The sequence below is a fragment of the Longimonas sp. genome (assembly GCF_040409695.1).
Lineage (GTDB): Bacteria > Bacteroidota > Rhodothermia > Rhodothermales > Salinibacteraceae > Longimonas.
On sequence record NZ_JARWGJ010000201.1, the window covers coordinates 1 to 21,603 of the forward strand.

17 protein-coding genes are annotated in these 21,603 nt (G+C 58.3%); 15 read left to right on the forward strand and 2 right to left on the reverse strand.

Translation table 11 applies throughout. From position 1 onward, the window contains the following. The coding region (hemL, locus tag PPP56_RS12280) for a glutamate-1-semialdehyde 2,1-aminomutase (protein ID WP_353564342.1) at positions 1-1,073 on the reverse strand (1,073 nt) is incomplete at its 3' end. A 233-nt stretch (positions 1,074-1,306) separates the two neighbouring features. On the opposite strand from hemL, the gene PPP56_RS12285 reads away from it, so the two are divergent. From PPP56_RS12285 to hslU, 10 genes are all read left to right on the forward strand, one after another. Next, the gene (locus PPP56_RS12285) at positions 1,307-1,660 is read left to right on the forward strand and encodes a LapA family protein (protein ID WP_353564343.1); all 354 of its coding nucleotides are present in this window, start codon (positions 1,307-1,309) and stop codon (positions 1,658-1,660) included. 74 nt (positions 1,661-1,734) lie between these two features. After that, positions 1,735-2,685 (forward strand): S66 peptidase family protein, encoded by a 951-nt coding sequence (locus PPP56_RS12290; protein ID WP_353564344.1) that lies wholly within the window; start codon positions 1,735-1,737, stop codon positions 2,683-2,685. Between the two features lie 264 nt (positions 2,686-2,949). Next, positions 2,950-3,597, forward strand: a complete 648-nt coding sequence (purN, locus tag PPP56_RS12295) for a phosphoribosylglycinamide formyltransferase (protein ID WP_353564345.1) — start codon at positions 2,950-2,952, stop codon at positions 3,595-3,597. A 38-nt stretch (positions 3,598-3,635) separates the two neighbouring features. After that, positions 3,636-5,210: a bifunctional phosphoribosylaminoimidazolecarboxamide formyltransferase/IMP cyclohydrolase gene (purH, locus tag PPP56_RS12300; RefSeq protein WP_353564346.1), complete on the forward strand. Its 1,575-nt coding sequence runs from the start codon at positions 3,636-3,638 to the stop codon at positions 5,208-5,210. Positions 5,211-5,365: 155 nt separating this feature from the next. Continuing rightward, positions 5,366-6,373 (forward strand): rod shape-determining protein, encoded by a 1,008-nt coding sequence (locus PPP56_RS12305; RefSeq protein WP_353564347.1) that lies wholly within the window; start codon positions 5,366-5,368, stop codon positions 6,371-6,373. A gap of 59 nt (positions 6,374-6,432) precedes the next feature. Continuing rightward, complete coding sequence (gene mreC / locus PPP56_RS12310; protein ID WP_353564348.1) at positions 6,433-7,281, forward strand: rod shape-determining protein MreC; 849 nt, start codon at positions 6,433-6,435, stop codon at positions 7,279-7,281. Between the two features lie 412 nt (positions 7,282-7,693). After that, positions 7,694-9,190, forward strand: a complete 1,497-nt coding sequence (gene dacB, locus PPP56_RS12315; protein ID WP_353564349.1) for a D-alanyl-D-alanine carboxypeptidase/D-alanyl-D-alanine endopeptidase — start codon at positions 7,694-7,696, stop codon at positions 9,188-9,190. A gap of 84 nt (positions 9,191-9,274) precedes the next feature. Next, positions 9,275-9,841 carry an ATP-dependent protease subunit HslV gene (gene hslV, locus PPP56_RS12320; RefSeq protein ID WP_353564350.1) on the forward strand — a complete coding sequence of 189 codons (567 nt, stop codon included), beginning with the start codon at positions 9,275-9,277 and terminating at the stop codon, positions 9,839-9,841. 213 nt (positions 9,842-10,054) lie between these two features. Continuing rightward, positions 10,055-11,152 carry an NYN domain-containing protein gene (locus tag PPP56_RS12325; protein ID WP_353564351.1) on the forward strand — a complete coding sequence of 366 codons (1,098 nt, stop codon included), beginning with the start codon at positions 10,055-10,057 and terminating at the stop codon, positions 11,150-11,152. Between the two features lie 167 nt (positions 11,153-11,319). Continuing rightward, entirely contained in the window at positions 11,320-12,804 is a 1,485-nt protein-coding gene (hslU, locus tag PPP56_RS12330) for an ATP-dependent protease ATPase subunit HslU (protein WP_353564352.1), read from the forward strand. A 226-nt stretch (positions 12,805-13,030) separates the two neighbouring features. On the opposite strand, the gene PPP56_RS12335 is transcribed toward hslU, so the two are convergent. Then, positions 13,031-13,534: a BrxA/BrxB family bacilliredoxin gene (locus tag PPP56_RS12335; RefSeq protein ID WP_353564353.1), complete on the reverse strand. Its 504-nt coding sequence runs from the start codon at positions 13,532-13,534 to the stop codon at positions 13,031-13,033. Positions 13,535-13,914: 380 nt separating this feature from the next. Here PPP56_RS12335 and PPP56_RS12340 point away from each other — a divergent pair, with 380 nt between their 5' ends. The 5 genes from PPP56_RS12340 to PPP56_RS12360 form a co-directional block, all read left to right on the forward strand. Continuing rightward, complete coding sequence (locus tag PPP56_RS12340) at positions 13,915-14,481, forward strand: C40 family peptidase (RefSeq protein WP_353564354.1); 567 nt, start codon at positions 13,915-13,917, stop codon at positions 14,479-14,481. Positions 14,482-14,708: 227 nt separating this feature from the next. Further along, positions 14,709-15,188, forward strand: a complete 480-nt coding sequence (greA, locus tag PPP56_RS12345; RefSeq protein WP_353564358.1) for a transcription elongation factor GreA — start codon at positions 14,709-14,711, stop codon at positions 15,186-15,188. A 16-nt stretch (positions 15,189-15,204) separates the two neighbouring features. Then, positions 15,205-15,903 (forward strand): monofunctional biosynthetic peptidoglycan transglycosylase, encoded by a 699-nt coding sequence (gene mtgA, locus PPP56_RS12350; RefSeq protein WP_353564355.1) that lies wholly within the window; start codon positions 15,205-15,207, stop codon positions 15,901-15,903. Between the two features lie 124 nt (positions 15,904-16,027). Continuing rightward, the gene (locus PPP56_RS12355; protein WP_353564356.1) at positions 16,028-17,047 is read left to right on the forward strand and encodes a threonine aldolase family protein; all 1,020 of its coding nucleotides are present in this window, start codon (positions 16,028-16,030) and stop codon (positions 17,045-17,047) included. A 534-nt stretch (positions 17,048-17,581) separates the two neighbouring features. After that, positions 17,582-21,603: ATP-binding protein (locus PPP56_RS12360; RefSeq protein ID WP_353564357.1), on the forward strand; the 4,022-nt coding region annotated here is incomplete at its 3' end.

The following is a 21,603-nucleotide window of genomic DNA, read 5'->3' on the forward strand; positions in this document are numbered from 1 at the left end:
CCGGAGAGGCCGAGCGCGTCCAGGTTCTCGCGGGTGCCTTCTTCCAGCGCCTCACTGTATCGCTCCAGTTGCGGATAGATCGTCTTTTTTTCGCTGGCAATTTTTGAGAGCACCGTGTGCCCGGCTCGCATCGCAAGCGGGTTGCCACTGAGCGTGCCGGCCTGGTAAACCGGCCCTTCAGGCGAAACGTGATCCATGATCTCTTTCTTCCCTCCGTATGCGCCGACTGGCAGTCCTCCGCCGATGATCTTGCCCAGCGTCGTCATGTCAGGCGTAACGCCGTAGCGCTCTTGCGCGCCGCCCGGCGCCACGCGAAATCCGGTCATGACCTCGTCGAAGATAAGGACGATGCCGTGCTCGTCGCAGATGGTACGGAGCTCTTCGAGGAAGCCGGGTTCGGGCGGAATGCAACCCATGTTTCCCGCAATCGGCTCTACAATAATGCAGGCCACCTCGTCCTCGTACGACTCAGCAAGCTCGCGCACATGCTCAGCATCGTTGTAACGCGCTAAGAGCGTGTCTTTGGCATTGCCATCGGTGACGCCCGGCGAGTTTGGTTCGCCAAGTGAGAGCGGCCCGCTCCCCGCAGCGATCAGGAAGAAATCGCCGTGTCCATGGTAGTTGCCCGCGAACTTGATGATCTTGTCGCGGCCCGTATATCCACGTGCTACGCGTGCTGCGCTCATGGTGGCTTCGGTGCCCGAGTTCACCATCCGGACCTTCTCAACGGAAGGCACCAGCTCGCAGACCAGCTCGGCAACTTCAATCTCGATCTCGGTTGGGGCGCCGAACGAAGTAGAAGACGTGGCCGCCTCCTGAACAGCACGCACTACATCCGGGTGTGCGTGCCCGAAAAGCATCGGCCCCCACGACCCGATGTAGTCGATATAGCGATTGCCATCAACGTCGGTCATGTACGCGCCCTCAGCATGGTCAATGAAGAGCGGCGTACCGCCCACGCTTTTGAATGCTCGCGCCGGGGAGTTCACCCCTCCGGGGATGCGATGCTGCGCCTCATCGTAGCGGCGCTTGCTCGTAGAGATGTCCAGCCGGGGCTTGGTCTGGGTGTCCATAAATATAGCAGATAGATCTCAAAACAACCTACGATACTACCTTCCGGTAGCATGGATATATTCACTACGCGCACGATACGGCAGAGATCGCACCTTAGCTGATTGTGACGAGAATTATAAGACTTGGAGCCCACTGCTTGCATCCGCTCTGTCTCGTTCCCTATCTTTAAGGATACGTACGGTACAGTCTCTGCTAACCCGCATTGCTCTCACTGGTTATTTTACCGCCTGATATGCCCGACTTCTCTTCGATTCGCACGCGATTTGCCGTTGTGGGGGCTATCGTTCTTTTCCTGGTAGCCGTTCTATTTACGCTCCAGAACACCCAGCCCATTCGTGTATACCTGCTGTTCTTTAGCACCGAAGGATCCGCTGCGCTGGTGCTTGCCTTCACGTTTGTGCTCGGCGTGATTGTGGGATCGCTCGCCATGGTGCCAGCGCGACTTCGTGATCGCAAGCGCATCAAAAAGCTGGAGCAGAAAGCCGGTGAAGACAACCTGTCTCCTCAGTCAGATGCGCCGAGCGCGTCTTCGGGCAACCAAGGCACGCAAGGCTCAGAGCGAAACGATGACAGTTCCGACAGCTGAGCGCGCTGCGTCACTGCCATCGTAACCATGCGCTTCTCTACTGCCACCTGCCTCACTACCCATCTCTCGACTGCATGCCTGCCCTGCCTGTACCGATGCCTCCGCTGCGCCCTGGGGCGCGGGTTCGCGTTGTCGCTCCGGCCAGCGCGCCGCGCACACCCGGCACTTACATCGCTGGCATGCACGCCCTACAGCGCGACTGGAACGTTGACCGGGCTTACGTACCAGGCCCTCCGCATGGCTACCTCTCTATGCCCGACGCCCCACGCGCCGCTGCTCTTATGGATGCCCTTTGCACGTCTGGCATCGACGCAGTGCTTTGTGCACGCGGCGGCTATGGCTCGCTGCGGCTTCTTTCGCGTCTTGACTGGGATGCCCTACGTAGTGCTACGCCGCGCTGGGTTGTCGGGTACAGCGACATCACAGCGCTGCAACTGGCCTGCTGGCACCGCCTCGGGTGGCCCAGCATCTCAGGCCCGGTGCTCACCGAGTGGCACCAGCTTTCGCCGGCTATGCGCCACGAAATATTCCAGGTAAGCGCCCCCCGCCCCTACACGCTGACCTGGAGCGACATGCGCTCCGACAGTGATCCATCTCCCGAAACGCTCTCGCCGGGCACAGCTACGGGCCTCTTGCTTGGCGGCACGCTGTCTATTTTGACCCGCCTGCTGGGCACATCGTTCATGCCCGATCTACGCGGCGCGGTATTGCTCTTGGAAGACGTGCAGGAGCCTCCCTATGCGGTAGATCGCATGCTCATGCACCTGGAACTCGCTGGCGTGCTTGACGCCCTTGCTGGCGTCGTGCTCGGGCGCTTCTCTACGCCTGAGACGGTAACACCCCCCACCCTCTCGATGCGCGATGTCTTCACCGACTACTTCGGCGGTCGTCCCTATCCAGTGCTTTCGCATGTGCCATACGGCCACCTGCTTCCCCGCCACAGTTTCCCGATGGGCGTGCCCGTGCGCCTCCACCTGACCAACACCACACAGACGCTCACATGCTACCCCGATGCACGTAGGTAGCGCTTCCAGGCTATTTGTCTGCGCGCTGACCTGCGCTCGTATCGCAATATTAGGCAAATTGATACGTAACCAGGCTTCAGCAGTGGCACTTCTGCACTGTAGTACTTCCCTTTGTATATGACGCGGATCACAGAAGACCGTTGTGAGAAAACTGTCGTGAAAGGCTACTGCCAGAAAATCACTATCCTTCAACGGCTGCATTCTTCTTGAGGATGTAGCCCTGGAGATGTAGCCCTCCCTTTTCGTCTCGTCTGCACGCGCCCCATGAACGAATTTCGCATCGCCGTCTGTGCTTCTGGAGGCGGAACGAACATGCAAGCCATCATCGACGCCGCCGAATCCGGTATGCTTCCCGCTACGATCGTGGGGTGCCTGAGCGATCGGGATACGGCGGGCGCGCTCGACCGTGCGGCGCGACACGACATCCCCACCGCGGTCTTGGATCCGAAGACGTACGACACGACCGAAGCGTTTGGCGAAGCCATGCGGGCCACCCTCTCGACGTGGGCCCCCTCGCTTGTTGCCCTCGCCGGGTACCTGAAGAAGGTTCCCGCTGCTGTACTGAAGGCCTACCCAGAACGCATTACAAACATCCATCCGTCCCTCCTCCCCGCGTTTGGCGGCAAAGGGATGTATGGCTCCCGTGTGCACGAGGCTGTGCTCGACTATGGCGTACACTGGACCGGCGTAACCGTGCACCTGGTCGATGCTGCCTATGACAGTGGCCCGATTGTAGCGCAGCGCCCCGTTCCAGTACGTCCCGACGACACAGTCAACACGCTCCAGGAACGCGTGCTGCAGGTAGAACACCAGCTCTACCCGGCTGTGCTACGCGCGTTTGCGCTCGGCGCAGTCGATATCGAGAAACGCACGGTCACGCTGCAAAACGACTTTTCCCTCTCATCCTCCTGAGTCTCCGAATGGCTTCTACCCGACCTGCCTCTACCGCAATGGCTAACGAAGACGCTCCGCCCCGCATCCGCCGCGCACTGCTTTCGGTATACGACAAGAGCGGACTCATCCCGCTGGCCGAGACCCTGCACGATCATAACGTGGAGCTGATTTCAACCGGCGGAACGGCTCGTACGCTGCGCGATGCAGGCCTTCCCGTTACTGATGTATCGGACATAACCGGCGCGCCGGAGATGTTGGACGGACGCGTAAAGACGTTGCATCCTGCTATTCATGCTGGACTGCTGGCACGGCGCGACCGTGAGGAGGACCTCGACGAGCTTGATGCACACGATATTGCACCGATCGACCTGGTCGTTTGCTCGCTCTATCCCTTTCAGCAGGCGCGCCACCGGGGCGACCTCAGTGAGCAGGAGCTGCTTGAATTTATCGACATCGGCGGCCCTACGATGCTCCGTGCAGCCGCAAAGAACTACCAGCACGTCGGCGTTGTGTCGCATACCGACCAGTATGATGAGGTCATTCAAGTGCTGAACGAGCACGACGGCGCACTGCCTGCACCGCTTCGTCGAAGCCTGGCCGGACGCGCTTTTGCGGCTACCGCCTCATACGATACGGCTATCGCCAACTATCTGGGCAGCCCCCACGGCGGTGATGCGCTGCCCGAGCCGTACGTTGCAGTCGAAGGCAAAACCCAGTCGCTCCGCTATGGCGAGAACCCACACCAGCGCGCAGCGCTCTACGGAACGCCCTTCTCGTTCGTAAAACCGCTGCACGGCAAGCCGCTGTCGTACAACAACATGATCGACGTGCATGGCGCCCTGACCCTGATAGACGAGTTTCAGTCCGACGGGCCAACCTGTGCCATCCTGAAGCACACCAATCCCTGTGGAGTGGCCACCGGCGACACGCTGCTCGACGCGTATACGCGTGCTTTCGAGACCGACACCAAATCTCCGTTTGGAGGCATCGTAGTGGTGAACCAGGCGCTTGACCGTGCCACCGCCGAGGCCATTAACTCGATCTACACCGAGGTCGTCATTGCCCCCGAGTTTGAAGACGGCGTGCTCGCCTTGCTGCAAGAGAAGAAGAAGCGCCGCATCCTGAAACAAACCGGCGCACTACGTAACGACCCGCGCCTGCAAGTGCGCTCAGTGATTGGCGGACTTCTGGTGCAAGACCGGAATCCGGTGTCGGCCCCGCTGGCTGAGAGCCGTTCTGCGTGGCAGGTCGTTACCGAGAAGGCCCCGAGCGATGCAATGTGGGCCGACCTCCACTTTGCCTGGCGCGTGGTCAAACACGTAAAAAGCAATGCCATCGTATACGCCCGCAACGGACGCACCCTGGGGATTGGCGCAGGGCAGATGAGCCGGGTCGACGCGTCCGAGATCGCCGTGCAGAAGGCGCGCAACGAATCCCTCTCGCTCAACGGCGCGGTGATCGCCTCAGACGCCTTCTTTCCCTTTGCTGATGGCCTTGAAGCTGCCGCTGCTCACGGCATTTCCGGTGCCATTCAACCCGGCGGGTCTATCCGAGACGATGAGGTTATCGCTGCCGCTAATGCGCACGACATCGCTATGGTATGCACGGGCGAGCGAAACTTCTGCCACTGACCGCTGCTGCACGGCTTGCTGGAATCTTTTCTTCCCGCAGCGCATGGGAAAGACGAATACAGTGACCGCATTAAATCACGGGCATAGAGCACGTCGATCCATGCTCTACGCTCCCCACCCGGTTCCCCCATCATACTGAACGCTCCCCATCCTTTATGTTTTTCAACTTCACGCAAGACGTTGCAATTGACCTGGGTACGGCCAATACGCTGATTTATATTCGTGGCCAAGACATCGTGCTCAACGAGCCCAGCATTGTCGCCGTTGACCACAGCACGCGTGAGGTGCGCGAAATTGGTCACGAAGCGCTTCAGATGCATGAGCGCACACATAAGGATATCGAGACCATCTGGCCGCTCAAAGACGGCGTAATTGCCGACTTCAAGGTCGCTGAACAGATGATTCGTGGTCTCATGCAGAAGGTGCGGCGTAACTGGTTTACGTCTATTCGTTCTATGGTGGTCTGCGTGCCCAGCGGCATCACCGAAGTAGAAAAGCGGGCCGTGCGGGATTCGGCCGAGCATGCTGGGGCCAAAAAGGTGCACCTTATCTCTGAACCTATGGCAGCAGCTATTGGGATCGGACTTGACGTAAGCGAAGCCGTCGGCAATATGGTAGTCGACATCGGGGGCGGCACCACCGAGATTGCAGTGATCGCACTCTCGGGTATCGTGATCGATGAGTCTATTCGCGTAGGGGGCAACGAGATCGACAAGTCCGTCGTGCAATACTTCAAACGCAACCACAACCTGCTGATCGGCTCCCGCACCGCTGAGCGCATCAAATGCGAGATTGGGAGCGCCATCGAGCTCGAAACGGAACTGGAGCTTTCCGTGCGCGGCCGCGACCTTGTGAGCGGCATCCCCAAAGATCGGTCTATCTCATCCGTCAACGTACGCGAGGCCTTGCGCGACAACCTCGACCAGATTGCGGCGGGCGTGCTGCGCTGCCTGGAGCGCACCCCTCCTGAACTCGGCGCCGACGTACTTGAGCGCGGCATTATGCTTACGGGAGGCGGAGCCATGCTGCATGGCCTCGACGAGATGCTCCGCAACCGCGTAGAGCTTCCTGTGTATGTAGCCGAAAATCCGCTGACGGCCGTTGTGCGCGGCACCGGTAAAGTCCTCGAAAACCTGGAGCAGTACAAACGTGTGCTCGTGTAGCATCTTATCATGGTATCCTGTAGCCATAGCGTAGGGCTTCTCCGCCAACACCCAGATAAATGGATTCCTCTCAATGGGACAAGCTACGTGACTGGGGCGTCTTTCTCGGGCTCTTGCTTCTGGCCTTCACGATTCTGTTCACGGCCAACCGCCCGATGAACCAGGCGCTGCGCACCTATGGGATGGAGGTAACTGCTCGCCTCGACAACCAGTTTGCGTGGATGGGGCGCTACGTGAACGCGCTTCAGGAGAACGAGGCGCTACGTGCCCGCAACATCGAACTGGCAGGCGAGGTTGCTCGCTCGCGCGACGTGCGCCACCGCAACCGCGAACTCGAAGCAATGCTCAACCTGCAGACCCGTGCCGACACCACGCTGTCTGACACCCTGCTCGTAGCAACACGCGTGCTCCAAAAGGACCTAACGCGCCAACAGAATCTTCTCACTATTGATGTGGGACGCCAGCACGGCGTTGAACCAGACATGCCCGTCGTAACGCCAGAAGGCATTGTCGGAACGGTTCTCTTTGTAGGAAGCCGTTTTTCCCGCGTCATGCCGTTCTTGAATACCGACTTTCGCGTCCCCGGAAAAGTGGAATCGATTGGCGCAGAAGGAATCATCCGCTGGGAGGGCGACCATCTCAACCAGCTCTCGATGCAGCACGTCGTGAAGACCGAGCCGGTGGAGGTCGAACAGCGTGTCGTAACGAGCGGACATAGCGGCGTCTTTCCCAGTGGGTGGCCTATCGGAACGATTGAGCACGTCGCCCCGCGGCAGGGTCGCAACGACCTTACTATTGTTATGCGTCCTGCTGTTGCTCTCTACAACCTCGACCATGCGTTTGTGCTGCGCGCCCGGCCGGCCTCGTACGACCTTGCCACCCCAGATACCATCCCACCATCACGGTAAACGCACAAAGGCTTTACGGTCCCCGGCTGATAGGCCAAACATAGGTCTCTTCTTCGGACGCTTCTGCCTTGGTCTCTTCTATTCTATCGCTTACCTCTGATCTCCCTGCGGTACTGTCCGCATTGCTGCGCGCTCTGCCTCTCATCTATCCGCAGTGCATTTATCTACCCGCGATGCATCTACCTGCAATGCAACCACGCGTAACGCATCCAATAGCATTGATACGGGTTTATGGATGCGAAACCGATCTGTTATGGCACGCAAATGAGGCGCCTCGAAGCCCAAAGCAAAAAAATCAATATACCATGTTCTAAAATGTCATGGCGTGTGCCAGACGAGTTATCTTTCTATCTGTTACTGCATTCCCCTTCTACGCCACTGCTCTCTGACTCACCGATATCGCGTTTTTCTTATGAGAACAGCTTCTCGGCACTGCATCTCTATGCTACTCATCGCCACCCTGTTTGTCTTGGTGGATGTGGCCCCTGCGATTGGCCAGTACTCGTGGCAATCCCAGATGCGCGACACGATTCGCGCTACCGTTGAGGGTCATGATTCAGGCGGTACCTGGAGCGTCATGGTAGTCAATCTGGATACCGGAGAGCCTGTCGTGGACTATCGCGGACAGGCCACCATGATACCAGCCTCAACGGTTAAGATCCTTACTTCAGCAGCGGCCCTTGAGTTGCTCGGTCCGGACTTTCGATATGAAACTGTGCTCACCACAACGGGCCCGGTTGAAGGCGGACGGGTCAACGGCGATCTCGTATTGCACGGCGCTGGCGACCCCTCACTCGGCCAGCACCGCGCCACTTCATCCATCTTTACCAACTGGGCGCAAGGTCTCTCGCGTATAGGCATTGAGCAGGTGAGCGGGCAGGTTATTGGCGACGACTCGCTCTTTGACGCACCCGGCATAGCACCGGGGTGGAGCTGGGACGACATCCCGTATGGCTATGCCGCCCAGAGCAGCGCGCTTTCGTACTACGGAAACGTTGTTCGCATCACGCTTGACGCCCTTCAAGGAGGCAGCGACGTTCGGATCCGCTGGCTCCCCAACAACACCTCGTATGTCACAGTTGGACATCAACTGGAGCAAGGCCAACGCGGGCAGCAGCTCTGGCGACGGTTTGAGCGCGATCTTGGCCAAAACACCATTCATGTGCGAGGCACCATTCCGGCAGGTCGGTCTACCCAGTTTCGGGTGAGCATTGACAACCCAACCCTATTCTCTGCCTATGTGTTTAGTGAAGCGCTGGACCAAACAGGTATAACGGTACGTGACGGTGCCACAACCGTACGGCTCCTTGATGCTCCACCCGCTCCGTACGATACACTTGCCTCGGTCTACTCCCCCCCGTTGTCGGAGCTGGTGAAGACGGTAAACCAGGAAAGTGACAACCTTTATGCCGAGCAGCTCTTACATACGCTGGGGGCCATGGCCCACGGCGACTCCTTATCCGTAACAAGTTCCCGAGAGCGCGGCCTGCGTCTGGTACGTGGCCTCATCCACCGTGCTGGTGGGGCCCCCGAGCGCACGCGCCTGGTTGACGGATCTGGCCTCTCACGCTATAACCTCGTATCCGCCGAGGTGCTGGTGCAGGTGCTTGCTTACATGCATGGCCACCCCGACTCGGAGGTGCGCCGTGCGTTTTTTCGCTCTCTTCCTGTAGGCGGGCGCGACGGCACGCTCCAGTTTCGCTTTCAACGGGCCGCCGCTGCACGCGGAAATGTGCGCGCTAAGACCGGAACGTTCTCGAACAACAGCGCTCTGGCGGGCTATGTCACCTCTTTTGAAGGCACTCCCTTTGCGTTTGCTGTTCTTGCAAACAACCATGTGGGGAGCACGCGTCCGCTACGCACGGTGCAAGACCAGATCGTTAACATACTGGCACAATATCCGCGCTAAGTTACCGAACTGCAGCAGGCGGGCAATGTATTACATGTACTATTCCACGCACACGTTTTTCCATAACGCCTTACCCTGCATTATATGTCTGATCCATCTTCCCTACATGGTACTACCGTTGTCGGCGTTCGCCATAACAACCAGATTGCTATGGGCTCAGACGGCCAGGCCACCATGGGGGAAACGGTGATGAAGCATAAAGCTGAGAAGGTACGGACGCTGTATAATGATGAGATTTTAGCAGGCTTTGCCGGCTCCACAGCGGATGCGTTCACCCTATTTGAGCGCTTCGAAGAAAAACTGGAAGAGTATGGCGGCAACGTGACTCGAGCAGCGGTCGAGCTCGCCAAAGACTGGCGCACTGACCGCTACCTGCGGCGCCTGGAGGCCCTGCTTGCCGTAGCGTCTAACGACCGCCTTCTCGTGCTGAGCGGGAGCGGCGACGTTATAGAACCTGACGATGACGTTATTGCCATCGGGTCGGGAGGGTCGTTCGCTCTGGCCGCCGTACGAGCGATGAAGAAGCATGCTCCTGACCTCGATGCGCATACCCTCGTCGAAGAAGGCCTGAGCCAGGCCGCTGACATCTGCATCTATACAAACCATCACCGCACGATTCTCGACCTGGCAGCTAACGACTCAGACGCGTAGCTCAACACGCTGCGTTTTGAGCGTCCCATGCCGATCGGGCTTCTCTTTCCGAGCAGCATGCCTCGGCCTGTGCGTTCCCCACCTACAGCTCAGAACCGAGCTCTCGAACGCCCTGCAGTAATGAAACGAGCCCGGCTGCATACGCAACAAACCGGTGCCCTTGCATCGGCATCATATAAAGATAGATAAATCACAAACCAGAAACGAATAAGTATGTCAACTATAGCAAGAAGCCAGACGGGCGCCTCATCCCCACGTGCGGCGCTGTTTGTTGACTACGACAATGTGTACACGGTCCTTCACGCACAAGATACCAAACGGGCCCCTCACGAACTAGCCATGCGCATCATCGATAAGGTGCGCCGCTACCTCGAAGAAGGCGATGACACACCCACCGTATACGCTCGGGCCTACGCCGACTTTGCAACGCTTCCCGACCACGTAGCTGGCGAAGCCGAAACCGACCTGTACGAGCATGGGTTTGCCCCGCAGTCTACGCCAACCGGTGCCCAGCTAAACGCCTCAGAGCAGCACCTGACGATAGATGCGATCCACCTGCTGCACGAGCGGTCTGATATTAGCTCCATTGTTATCGTAACGGGCGACCGCCCTTACCTCCCCCTGATCCGGGCCGTGCGTGAGCGCGGCATCCGTCCATTGGTCGCAGCGGTGCATCCCCCACAGAGCGATGTGCTTGCCCCGTACCTTGAAGAGGAAGCCTACCTCGATGCCCGAAATATGCTGGGCTCTGATGCGCGCGACACGCTCACCTCACGCGAGCGTGCCAACCGCCCCAGCCGTCGACGCACGCGTGCCAGCTCTCCTCCTGAAGAGCGCAAGCCCATCGACGACCCGATGCTGCGAGCCACGATTGAGGTCACCGAAGAGTTTTTTGGGCAGTACGACGAGGTCTACCTTACGCCGCTCCTCCGGAAAATTTCGGAAGAGCTTGGCGAAGGGTACGATCCAAAAGCACTTGTGAGCGACCTCGAAGCCGCTGGTGCTGTGTGGTTGGAGAAGCGGGACGGTTACCCGTATGACTACACGGTGCTCATCGTCAACGAAGAGCACGAGGATGTACAGGAGATTCTCGACGACTACTATCGCGACCGCACGTTCGGGAGTTACAGCAACGGCGTGAGTGAGTCCGAGCCGTCGCCGCAGGAAGGGTACGACCCGGTTGAACGGTCAAGCCTCGACGAGTATGCTACCGGCGAGTATGACGACGACTACGCCGATGAGAACTATGATAACGGAGACTATACCGAGGACGCTACGGAGACGCCAGATGGCGTCGATGCGAATGCGTAGTGCAAATGCATAGCGCACCGTACATGCCGTGTATACCGAGCATACGCGTTCGCACAACTGTCTGAGAGGCGCTGCGGCGAGTACGTACTGCACCTGTGCACAAACGGCGTGCCGCAGCGTCTTTTCCTGTCTCGCACTGCTTCTATTCCGATTACTTTAGGCTTTTTATGGCAACCCAACCTTCTCTGGACGAACTAACACCTCGCCAGATTGTCGAGGAGTTAGATCAATATATCATCGGGCAAGACAAGGCCAAGAAGAATGTGGCTATTGCCCTGCGTAATCGCTGGCGGCGCCGCAACGCGCCCGAGGAGATGCGCGATGAAATCATGCCCAACAACATTATCATGATTGGGCCAACTGGCGTTGGCAAGACGGAGATCGCACGCCGTCTGGCCCGCCTGGCGCGCGCGCCATTTATCAAAGTAGAGGCCTCGAAGTTTACCGAGGTTGGCTACGTAGGACGCGACGTGGAGAGCATGATTCGCGACCTGGCCGACATCGCAGTTAACCTCGTGCAGGAAGAGCACAAAGAGGCGGTCCAGGAAAAAGCAAAAGAACGCGCCGAACAGCGCATTCTTGACATTCTGATCCCGCCGCCCGAATCCAGCAAGAGCCGTTCCTCAAGCACCACCGACGTAAACGGTCCCGGATTTGTCCTCCAGTTGAGCGACGATGAGGGCGATGCCAACGGTAACGCTAACGGCGACTCTTCATCTCCCGATACCACGGCCACAGAAGACAACCTGCGCCAGCGTACCCGCCAGAAGTTTCGCGACAAGCTAGCCAATGGCGACCTTGATGAGCGCGAAATCGAGATTGAGGTATCGAGCGACCAGTCGTCGCCGATGATGCAGGTCTTCGGCCCTATGGGCATGGAAGAGATGGGCGTTAACCTGCAGGAACTGTTCGGCAACCTTGGCGGCAAGAACCGCAAAAAGAAACGCGTCACGGTTGATGAGGCGCGCGAAATCTTGACGCAGGAGGAAGCGCAAAAGCTCATCGACATGGATCAGGTGAAGGAAGACGCGCTGACCCGTGTTCAGGAGACGGGCATGGTCTTTATTGATGAGATTGATAAAGTGGCTTCTGACAGCGGCCGGCGCGATCAGGGCGGTGCCGGGCAGGGCGTGTCTCGCCAGGGTGTGCAGCGCGACCTGCTGCCTATTGTGGAAGGGTCGAACGTTCAGACCAAGCACGGCATGGTGAAGACCGACCACATCCTGTTTGTGGCCAGTGGGGCGTTCCATGTCTCCAAGCCCAGCGACCTGATTCCCGAGCTGCAGGGGCGTTTTCCCATCCGCGTAGAGCTGAATAACCTCGACGAAGGCGACTTCTACCGCATCCTTCAGGAGCCCAAAAACGCGCTTCTTAAGCAGTACCGCGCGCTCCTTGCTTCTGAGAACGTCGACATCACGTTTGAAGACGAAGGGATCCGAGAGATTGCCCGCGTGGCGGCTCAGGTCAATGCCGAGGTTGAAAATATCGGTGCCCGTCGCCTGCACACCGTACTCACTACGCTGCTTGAAGACATCCTGTATGACGTCCCGGATAAACTTCAGGATACGGATATCGTGATTGACGCCGACCTCGTTAAAGAACGATTGAGTTCAATCGCCACCGACCGCGACTTGAGTCAGTATATCCTATAACAATCAATATTAGAGTAAGCTGGCCAGAGTAAGCTGTACCAGAAGAGGTACGGGGGGTCTTTCAACGACTTCTGCTCGATGCCTCGTTCTGCTCTGCAGCTTTCTGCATAGTCTTCTGCATAGAGCGACCCGCTGCCTTCTTTCGGGGCAGCGGGTCGCGTTGTTTTGTAGCGCCACGCATCCGACAGATGCACCGCAAGCGCCAAAAGCAATACCGGCACCCTACTTACGAGATGGAGCGAAAGCTGGAAGGCACGTTCGGACGTCCCGAAGCACTCGAAGTCGGACTGGTCGGAGCATCATTAGGGACGTCCCCATCGCAGTACGCCTCAAAGGCCGTCTTCAGGTCGTTGGCAATAGCGTTTGCGCTTCGCCCTTCAATGTGCTTACGCTCGATTATATATACGGGCTGACCATCTTTGAAGAGCGCGATGAATGGCGATGACGGAGGGATGCCGGGCAGATGTGCGCGGGCTTGCTCGGTGGCCTCCAAATCTTGACCGGCAAACACCGTGACGTAGCGGTCGGGCTGGGCGTCGAGCTGCGTCGCCATTGACACCGCAGGGCGCGCATTGCCTGCTGCACATCCGCATACTGAGTTGATAATCAGCAGCGTAGTGCCATCTTTGTCAAATGCTGCATCGACGGCATCGGCATCGGTAAGTTCTTCAACACCCAGACGTGTAAGCTCGGCACGCATGGGCTTGACCATGGCTTCAGGGTAAGGCATAACCGGTGGATCGGTTGTCTATACAATGTAGAACAGGAACGTTTGTTAACGTACCTCCTGCATTTTCGCGTGATCCACCCGCTGAGCTTGAGCAACGTTTCGTTGCACTATGCGTACAGCAGCACGTAGAATATTGATCGTATTACGTCTGGCCGCCTCCGATAAACCACACGACGTGCGATAGAGACCTGGATGGAACACGCAATGAAACGTGGCCGCTTGCTGAAGGGGTATACGTTCTTCCAGCTCAGGTACGTTTACCTTCTGAACCCCTTTGGTCAGATACCTCAGCATAAACGAGCTTCCCTTATCGGGATCTCCTTACTGAGCGGGTCACCCGTGTGAGCGCCTATGTTTCCCCTCCTAACGTATCAGATTCTATGCGCACATGTCACCGCTACCAGATCGGTCCGGCTGCGCTCTTTTCAGGTGTGTTACTCGCGCTGACGCTCACCGTGTTTGCTGTTGGGTGCGGCTCCTCATCCACTGTGAGCACCAACCCGGCTTCGGCCTCATCTTCTGTCGTGGACCGATGGGAGACTGCCGCTGCTCAGTGGGAAGGCGTTCCCCACCGATGGGGGGGCACGTCGCGGAGCGGAATAGACTGCTCTGCACTGGTGCAGACGCTCTACCGCGACGTAAGCGGGGTGCGTCTCCCCCGTACCACGCAGGCACAGGCTCGCACGGGCACGCGGGTACGAAAGCGCGACTTAAAACCGGGTGACCTCGTGTTCTTTTACCTGGACAAGACAAACCATGTGGGCGTACACATCGAGGGGGGCCGGTTTGTACATGCGTCTTCGAGCAACGGTGTCATGATCTCCCACATTGACGAACCGTACTGGGCCGAGCGATACTGGACAGCGCGACGCATTTCCTCGGCGACCGCGTCAGAACCCTCTACCTCTTCTCCCTCCTCATCCGGACAGGGTCATGGAGGCTGGTAATGCCAGCGCGAGGCGTTCTCCTCACGTCTCGTCTCCAACCCGGTCCAGTCCGGCCGCATCTCTTATCTTACGCCAGATCACCTTATTATTAAGGAACTTTATGCACATATAGCCGAATAACTGCGCGATACGATAAACATACTGCAGACCGCCGCTCCCGTGGCTCCCCACGGCTGTGGCGGTCTGTCTTTGTAGACGTACCCTTAAATGATGTGACTGCTGTATTTATGAGTGCTAAAAAGACCGTATATCTGACTGAGGAGGGCTTTCAAGAACTAAAGGACGAACTACACTTCTTGAAAACAAAGGAACGTGCTCGCATTGCCGATGCCATTGCTGAAGCACGTGCCAAAGGAGACCTTTCGGAGAACGCCGAATACGACGCGGCAAAGGAAGAACAGGGCAAACTTGAAGCACGCATCTCCAAGCTTGAAGACACAATCTCACGGGCCCGTGTCGTCGATGAAAGCGAGGTCGATGACAGTAAAGCGTATATCCTCTCCAAGGTAACCGTTGAGAACCTCAACACCGGTGCCAAACAGACCTACACCCTTGTCAACGAGCAAGAGGCCGACGTGTCTGAAGGCAAGATCTCTGTTGAAAGTCCCGTTGGAAAGGGCCTCTTAGGCCAAGAAGAGGGCGACGAGGTTGACATTAAGGTACCTGCCGGCAAAGTGACGCTGAAGATTCTTGATATCTCCCGTTAACCCGGCAGCGGCGAACATGACACGCTCCCCTACTTCCATAGGCTACGCCTTGCACCTTGCCAAGCGCGTAGCCTATGTTCTTTTGGGCGCTGTAGGACTGTATGTTGCCGGCTGTACCCTGGCGTTGATTGCCTACACGACTGTCATGCCCCCGATTACCGGCGTACAGCTTCAGCGCGCGGTGGAGGCCCAGTTCAGCACAGATTCATACACGCGGGTCTACCACCCCGTGTCCGCAGGCGAGATAAGCCCGCATGTGCCACGCGCAGTCGTTGCCGCTGAAGACGGTCGGTTCTTCACCCATGGGGGCATTGACTGGGAGGCGATCCAGGAAGCACGTGCTGAGCATGATCAAGGGCGGCGCCTGCGTGGCGGGTCAACAATCACGCAGCAGCTGGTCAAGAACCTGTTCATGACGACGCATCGATCTTATCTGCGCAAAGCCATGGAGGTACCTCTTACCTATCTGGCTGAGCTGATTCTCTCAAAAGAACGTATTTTGCATCTGTATGTGAACGTGGTAGAGTGGGGCCCCGGAATATACGGTGTTTCCGCAGCGTCGGACCACCACTTCGCCGTATCGGCCGATGCGCTTACACGGCGCCAAGCTGCAGGATTGGCGGCCTGCCTTCCGGCCCCCCGTTCGCGAACGCCGCAGGTTATGCACCGCTACACCACAATCATTGAGCAGCGCATGACACAGCACGGATGGTAAACGGTGCATATCGGTGCAGGCGCACGTTGCTTTCCAACTGCTGGCAGGGTTCCTCCACTACTTCCATAGCTTACATAGTAGACCGCCACCGTTTTTCTCTCTTCTCGCGCCCCCTTTGCACAACATGATTGACCTTCGCAGCGATACCGTTACGCGCCCCTCCTCCGACATGCGCCACGCAATGGCCCAGGCCGAAGTGGGCGATGACGTGTACGGGGAAGACCCAACGGTCAATCAACTGCAGCATGAAGTGGCCGCTCTACTTGGAAAAGAGGATGCGCTGTTCGTGCCGTCTGGTACCATGGCGAACCAGATTGCCTTGCATGTGCTTACCGCGCCCGGCGACGAAGTCATTCTGGACGCAACGAGCCACATTTACAACTACGAGACAGGTGCGGCCAGCGCCCTCTCCGGAATCCAACCGCACCCGGTACACAGTCCCGATGGACTCCTCACCCCCAGCGCTATCGAGGCTGCTATTCGTCCAGAGGGAGCTGTCTTTGCACGGTCAGCTCTCGTTGCGATAGAGAACACGGCTAACAAAGCAGGGGGCCGCGTATATTCATTAGAGCGTGTGCATGCTATCGCCGACGTTGCAGAAAAACACGGCCTGCGCCTCCTCCTGGATGGGGCCCGCCTGTGGAACGCAGCTGTAGCCTCAGGCCATACCGAAGCGGAATATGCCGCGCCGTTCGACCTGGTCTGGGTCGCTCTCTCTAAAGGGCTCGGCGCGCCGGTTGGATCGGTGCTCGCAGGCACACAATCGCTTATTGATCAGGCGCGCCGCGTTCGTAAACGGTTAGGCGGTGGGATGCGCCAGGCAGGTATCCTGGCAGCGGGCGGACGCTATGCCATTGCTCACCACCGCAGCCAGCTGTTGACCGACCACAAGCATGCACGCGTTCTTGCAACAGCATTCAACAACCTGCCTGCTTTCTCGGTCGACCTGGAGACCGTAGAGACGAACATCGTTATGGTTGAGGTAGAGGGATCAACCGCAGAAGCCGTAGCGGAAACGCTCCACCAGGCCGATATTGGGGTAACTCCATTTGGCCCTCAAACCGTACGCCTCACAACCCATCGCGATATTTCATCAACCGATGTTGACACCGTTGTCGACACAATACACCAGCTCTACGCTTGAGATCTCTCTTTCGGGCTCTTTTCTCCCAATATGTCGCCAGTTGGTTACAGCACTGAAGCCTCAGGTTGACCACCTTAGCGTTTGCATATGCACAAAAGATGTGTGCATATGCGGGAAGAGTAGGCTCACAGGTCAGAACACGGCTCTGTGCCTGCACAAGGGCGGGCTTCCGCCTTGAACCATGCAACCTGCTTCGTGTAAAATACGCTTGAGCACTTGTGTGTTGCACCAAGCACTCGCCACATAGAACCTGTTTGGAGTTTGGTTTGGTAGCGAGAGCGGGTGCCGCTGAGGCGGGAATTAGACCCCGATTGAGGTTCGTAGCACCAGAAGCATGACCTACAGGCCATAGCCCAGCGGAGCCGCTGTTTTAGCAATCTTCTATAACCGGCATTGGCACAGCGCACATGACCTAATTTCTGACCTACAGCGTCCCGCTACCCGTTCTGTATGCGTCATAATCCTTTTTTGCTTCAAGAAACGACCGCTTTTGCCACACTGTGGGGTGTCCTGGTACTTTGTGTTACGGTCGGCATGCCCCTGTGTGCTACCGCGCAGACCGTTTCTTCTTCCCACTGGGCCCACCCTGAGGCCGGTATGCCCTTGGTTGAGCAGTACGCCGCCGACGACTACGGGGCAAGCTCCCAGAACTGGACCGCTACGCAAGACAGCACGCACACCCTCTACGTGGCGAACACCGATGGCGTGCTCACCTTCGATGGCGCCCGCTGGGAGCTCTTTCCCGTGCCGAATCGGTCGATCGTGCGCGGTTTGGCGACGAGCGCTGACGGACGGGTGTACGTGGGCGCACAAGATGAAATGGGGTACATGGAACGGACCGAGGGCGGCCTGCTGCGCTACGTGTCGCTACGCAACAAGGTCGATGCCGGACCTGACGACCTGGGCGACATCTGGGAGGTCGTGACGCTCGGTCCCGATGCGTTTTTCCATACGTACGAAGGGGTCTACCGCTGGTCCGCCGATGCCCAACGCATGCATCGCCTTTCCTTGCCCGACGAAAGCGACCTCTTCCCCCTCGTGGTCGTGCAAGATACTGCTTACGTGGCCTCGGGTCGCCAACTGTTCCGTATCGATCAGAAAGAGTTGTTGCCTGTTGCGGGATTCGAAACGCCACTGCTTCCCGACGGAAGCCAAGACGCCATTCGCGACGTTGCTCCGTACAACGGTGACCAGATGCTTGTCGGCACCCTGGCAAGCCGCTTCTTTCTGTGGGATGGAGAGAGGCTTGAACCGTTTGCTGTTTCCTTTGCCGACAAACTGGACGATGTCATTATTTACGACATCAATCGTCTGTCGGATGGCTCATTCGCCATCTCGACGATCGAGAATGGACTGTTTATATCGGATTCGGAGGGGCAGCTCATTCGCCATTGGCCTTTCCCCGACCAGCCCACCCTGGGCACATACGAAGACCACGAAGGCGGCGTCTGGGTCGTCCTTGATAGCGGGATTAGGCGCATCGACTGGGGTACTCCGCTGAGCACGTATCCTAACGAGTATGCCAACGAAACCGTCACAGGCGTTACCCGTCACGACGGAACGATTACTATCAGCACCAACAGCGGTGTTGGCACCGTTGAGCCTCCCGCACAGCCGGGCGATGTGGCTCGCATCCAGAAACATGCCCCTTTTACCCAGATCTGGGCCCTGCATCCCCACAATGGCACTCTGCTCATTGGCACGTCGCAGACCGTCGCTCAGTGGCAGCGAGACGATAATGTAGTCGCCGACCTCGGCCTGAACAGCTTCCACGCCTTCCGCATCTCCTCGCATCCGCAGGACCCGAACGAACTCTTTGTATCTACGACACGGGGCCTTGAGCGCTTTTCGTACGACCCGGCCACCGCATCGTGGAGTAGCCGCCCCACGCTCCGCGACGACATCGGCAACTTCAGCCGGCAGGCCTGGGCCAACGACTCGACGCTGTGGGTGGGCACCCGCTACGCCGGCCTGATGCGCTTCACCATAGACGCCGACGGCCACGTTCAGGAGGAACGGCTCTTTACGTCCGACGATGGCCACATCATGCCCTTCCGCTTTGATGACACGATGTTCTTCTACTCGCCCGAGCACACGTCTCAGTTCAGCGAGGAAGACGAACGGTTCATGCCGCTTGACGATATACCCTTTGTTGCGAGTGACCTTGCCTCAACAAGCGTCTTGCTCGCCGAGGATGGCACCGGACGCTGGTGGGGCAACACGAACGCAGGCTTCGGGTGGTGGGCGCGCGATGCCGATCAGAACTGGAGCTGGCAGTCACGATCGCTGCAGCGCATCAGCCGTCACATCATCCGTGCGGTGCATGCAGAGGATGATGTCGTCTGGCTGGCGACTGACCGTGGTCTGCTCCGGTACGTGCCCGAACAGGATAATCCCCCCTCTGTCTCTGGACTTATTCAGAGCGTGTCGAGCCTGCCTGCTGACTCGACCCTCTGGGGAATGACGCAGACCGATGCGAGCAGTCCGCGCAAGGTAGCTCACGACCACAACAGCATTCGCATCCGATATGCTGCACCAAGCTACACGCTCCCCGCTTCCACCGAGTATCGGGTTCGCCTGCGTGGGCTCAGCGACGCCTGGTCGGCATGGACGACGAGCGCGCAGCGCGATTTTACCAACTTATCTCCAGGCAGCTACACGTTCGAGATGCAGGCCCGTACGGTCCGCGGGCAGCGTGCCGAGACGGCATTGATGACGTTCACCGTAGCCCCGCCCTGGTATCTCACGTGGTGGGCTTATGTGTTGTATGGATTCGCGGCGGTGGCGCTGGTGGTTGGGAGTGTGCGGTGGCGCACAATGGCCCTGCGCCACCGCCAGCGTCAGCTGGAATCTATTATCAACGACCGCACGGTTGAAGTCCGGCAGAAAAATGAGCAGCTGGCCGAGCAGGCCGAGGCCCTGCGCTCGCTCGATGCCGCCAAATCGCGCTTCTTCGCCAACATCAGCCACGAACTGCGAACGCCGCTTACGCTTATCCTGGGACCTATAGAGCAGCTGCTCAGGCGATCCATGCCCGACGACCCGGCGCAGCAGACGCTCAGCATGGTTGAGCGCAACGCCCAGCGCCTTCTCAACCTTGTGCAGCAACTGCTCCATCTGTCTGAGCTTGAAGCCGGCACGTTTACCATCCAGGCTCGTCCCTGCGAACTGGGTGCGAAGATGAAGCAGGTAGCTAAAGGATTTGAGCGTCTGGCCCAGTCCAACGGACTCAAGTTAAGCGTGCAGCATACGCCTCCCCCTATTGAAGCCAAAACAGCGTATGCCGATGCCGAGCACATCGAACAGGTCGTGTCGAACCTGCTTACCAATGCGATCAAGTTTACGCCCGACGGTGGAACGATCAATGTTGAGATTCAAGAGACGGCAACCGAAACGCTTCTTTCTGTTCAAGATACCGGAATTGGGATCGCTGAAGACGACCAGCGTGCCATCTTTGAACGCTTCCGGCAGGTCGATGCTTCATCGACACGAGCCCGCGAAGGCGCCGGTATCGGACTCGCTTTAGCGCGCGACCTTGTGGAGGCTCACGGGGGCACAATCGCTGTCGAGAGTGCACTCGGAGAAGGTACCACATTTACTGTAATCCTTCCTCGGGGCAAAGACGCTCTTCCTGAACCGCCTTCTACCGACGGTTCTGCGGAAGATTCTGCTGATAACGAAGTCCTGCGCTCCACGAAAGCCGGGATATCTGGCGATGGGGCACCTGGTAATGGGTCGTCTGGCGATGGGGCAGACGGAGAGGTCCACGTGCCTGCGACGCCCCCGCCGGCCCTTGCTTCGGCGGCCCCGTCGTCTTCGGGCGACAGCATGCAGGCCACCGATCCGCCTACGCCCTCTACGGCACCGCTTATTCTCGTGGCCGACGACAACCCCGACATGCGGGCGTACGTGCGCTCGATTCTGGAGGAGGACTTCCGCATCATGGAGGCTGCCGACGGCGAAGAGGGCGTGCAGAAGGCAAAGCGTCATCTGCCCGATATCATTCTGGCCGATGTGATGATGCCGGGGACGGACGGCATCGACATGGCGCAGGCCCTTCGCGACGATCCGGACACGGAAGCCATTCCGATTATCATGGTCACGGCACGCTCCGACACCAGGGCCGAGCTGCGCGGCCTTTCGGCGGGCGCTCGTGACTATATCACGAAGCCGTTTGACCCCGACGTACTGGAGATGCGCATACGCGGCGTGCTGGACTGGATGCACCGCTTGCGTCGTCGTCTGCAGCGCAAGTCCATGGCCGCTGCCTCACTCGAAGCCCCCTCTACACCCGGCTCAGTCTCTGGAGATGATGCGGATGCTTCTTCGTCTCCGCCCGAGAATGATTCGGAGGAAGGATCGCCTCAGAACGAGGCGCCTGCTCCTGAATCAGAGGCCAAGCGCTCCGAGTTCGAGCAGAACGTCCGAGCAATCATCGAATCGAACATCACCGATATCGATTTTGATGTCGACGATCTGGCCGAGGAGATGATGATGAGCCGGAGTACGCTCTACCGCCGTGCGCGTACCAACAAGGCTCCCTCGCCGGCCTCGCT

Bases quoted from the DNA above. Each gene is read 5' to 3' on its own strand.
- purH (WP_353564346.1), top strand. From the start codon at position 3,636: ATGGCTAACGAAGACGCTCCGCCCCGCATCCGCCGCGCACTGCTTTCG.
- PPP56_RS12335 (WP_353564353.1), bottom strand. From the start codon at position 13,534: ATGCCTTACCCTGAAGCCATGGTCAAGCCCATGCGTGCCGAGCTTACA.
- hslV (WP_353564350.1), top strand. From the start codon at position 9,275: ATGTCTGATCCATCTTCCCTACATGGTACTACCGTTGTCGGCGTTCGC.
- mtgA (WP_353564355.1), top strand. From the start codon at position 15,205: ATGACACGCTCCCCTACTTCCATAGGCTACGCCTTGCACCTTGCCAAG.
- PPP56_RS12340 (WP_353564354.1), top strand. From the start codon at position 13,915: ATGCGCACATGTCACCGCTACCAGATCGGTCCGGCTGCGCTCTTTTCA.
- PPP56_RS12290 (WP_353564344.1), top strand. From the start codon at position 1,735: ATGCCTGCCCTGCCTGTACCGATGCCTCCGCTGCGCCCTGGGGCGCGG.
- greA (WP_353564358.1), top strand. From the start codon at position 14,709: ATGAGTGCTAAAAAGACCGTATATCTGACTGAGGAGGGCTTTCAAGAA.
- hslU (WP_353564352.1), top strand. From the start codon at position 11,320: ATGGCAACCCAACCTTCTCTGGACGAACTAACACCTCGCCAGATTGTC.
- PPP56_RS12325 (WP_353564351.1), top strand. From the start codon at position 10,055: ATGTCAACTATAGCAAGAAGCCAGACGGGCGCCTCATCCCCACGTGCG.
- PPP56_RS12355 (WP_353564356.1), top strand. From the start codon at position 16,028: ATGATTGACCTTCGCAGCGATACCGTTACGCGCCCCTCCTCCGACATG.
- purN (WP_353564345.1), top strand. From the start codon at position 2,950: ATGAACGAATTTCGCATCGCCGTCTGTGCTTCTGGAGGCGGAACGAAC.
- PPP56_RS12285 (WP_353564343.1), top strand. From the start codon at position 1,307: ATGCCCGACTTCTCTTCGATTCGCACGCGATTTGCCGTTGTGGGGGCT.
- mreC (WP_353564348.1), top strand. From the start codon at position 6,433: ATGGATTCCTCTCAATGGGACAAGCTACGTGACTGGGGCGTCTTTCTC.
- dacB (WP_353564349.1), top strand. From the start codon at position 7,694: ATGAGAACAGCTTCTCGGCACTGCATCTCTATGCTACTCATCGCCACC.
- PPP56_RS12305 (WP_353564347.1), top strand. From the start codon at position 5,366: ATGTTTTTCAACTTCACGCAAGACGTTGCAATTGACCTGGGTACGGCC.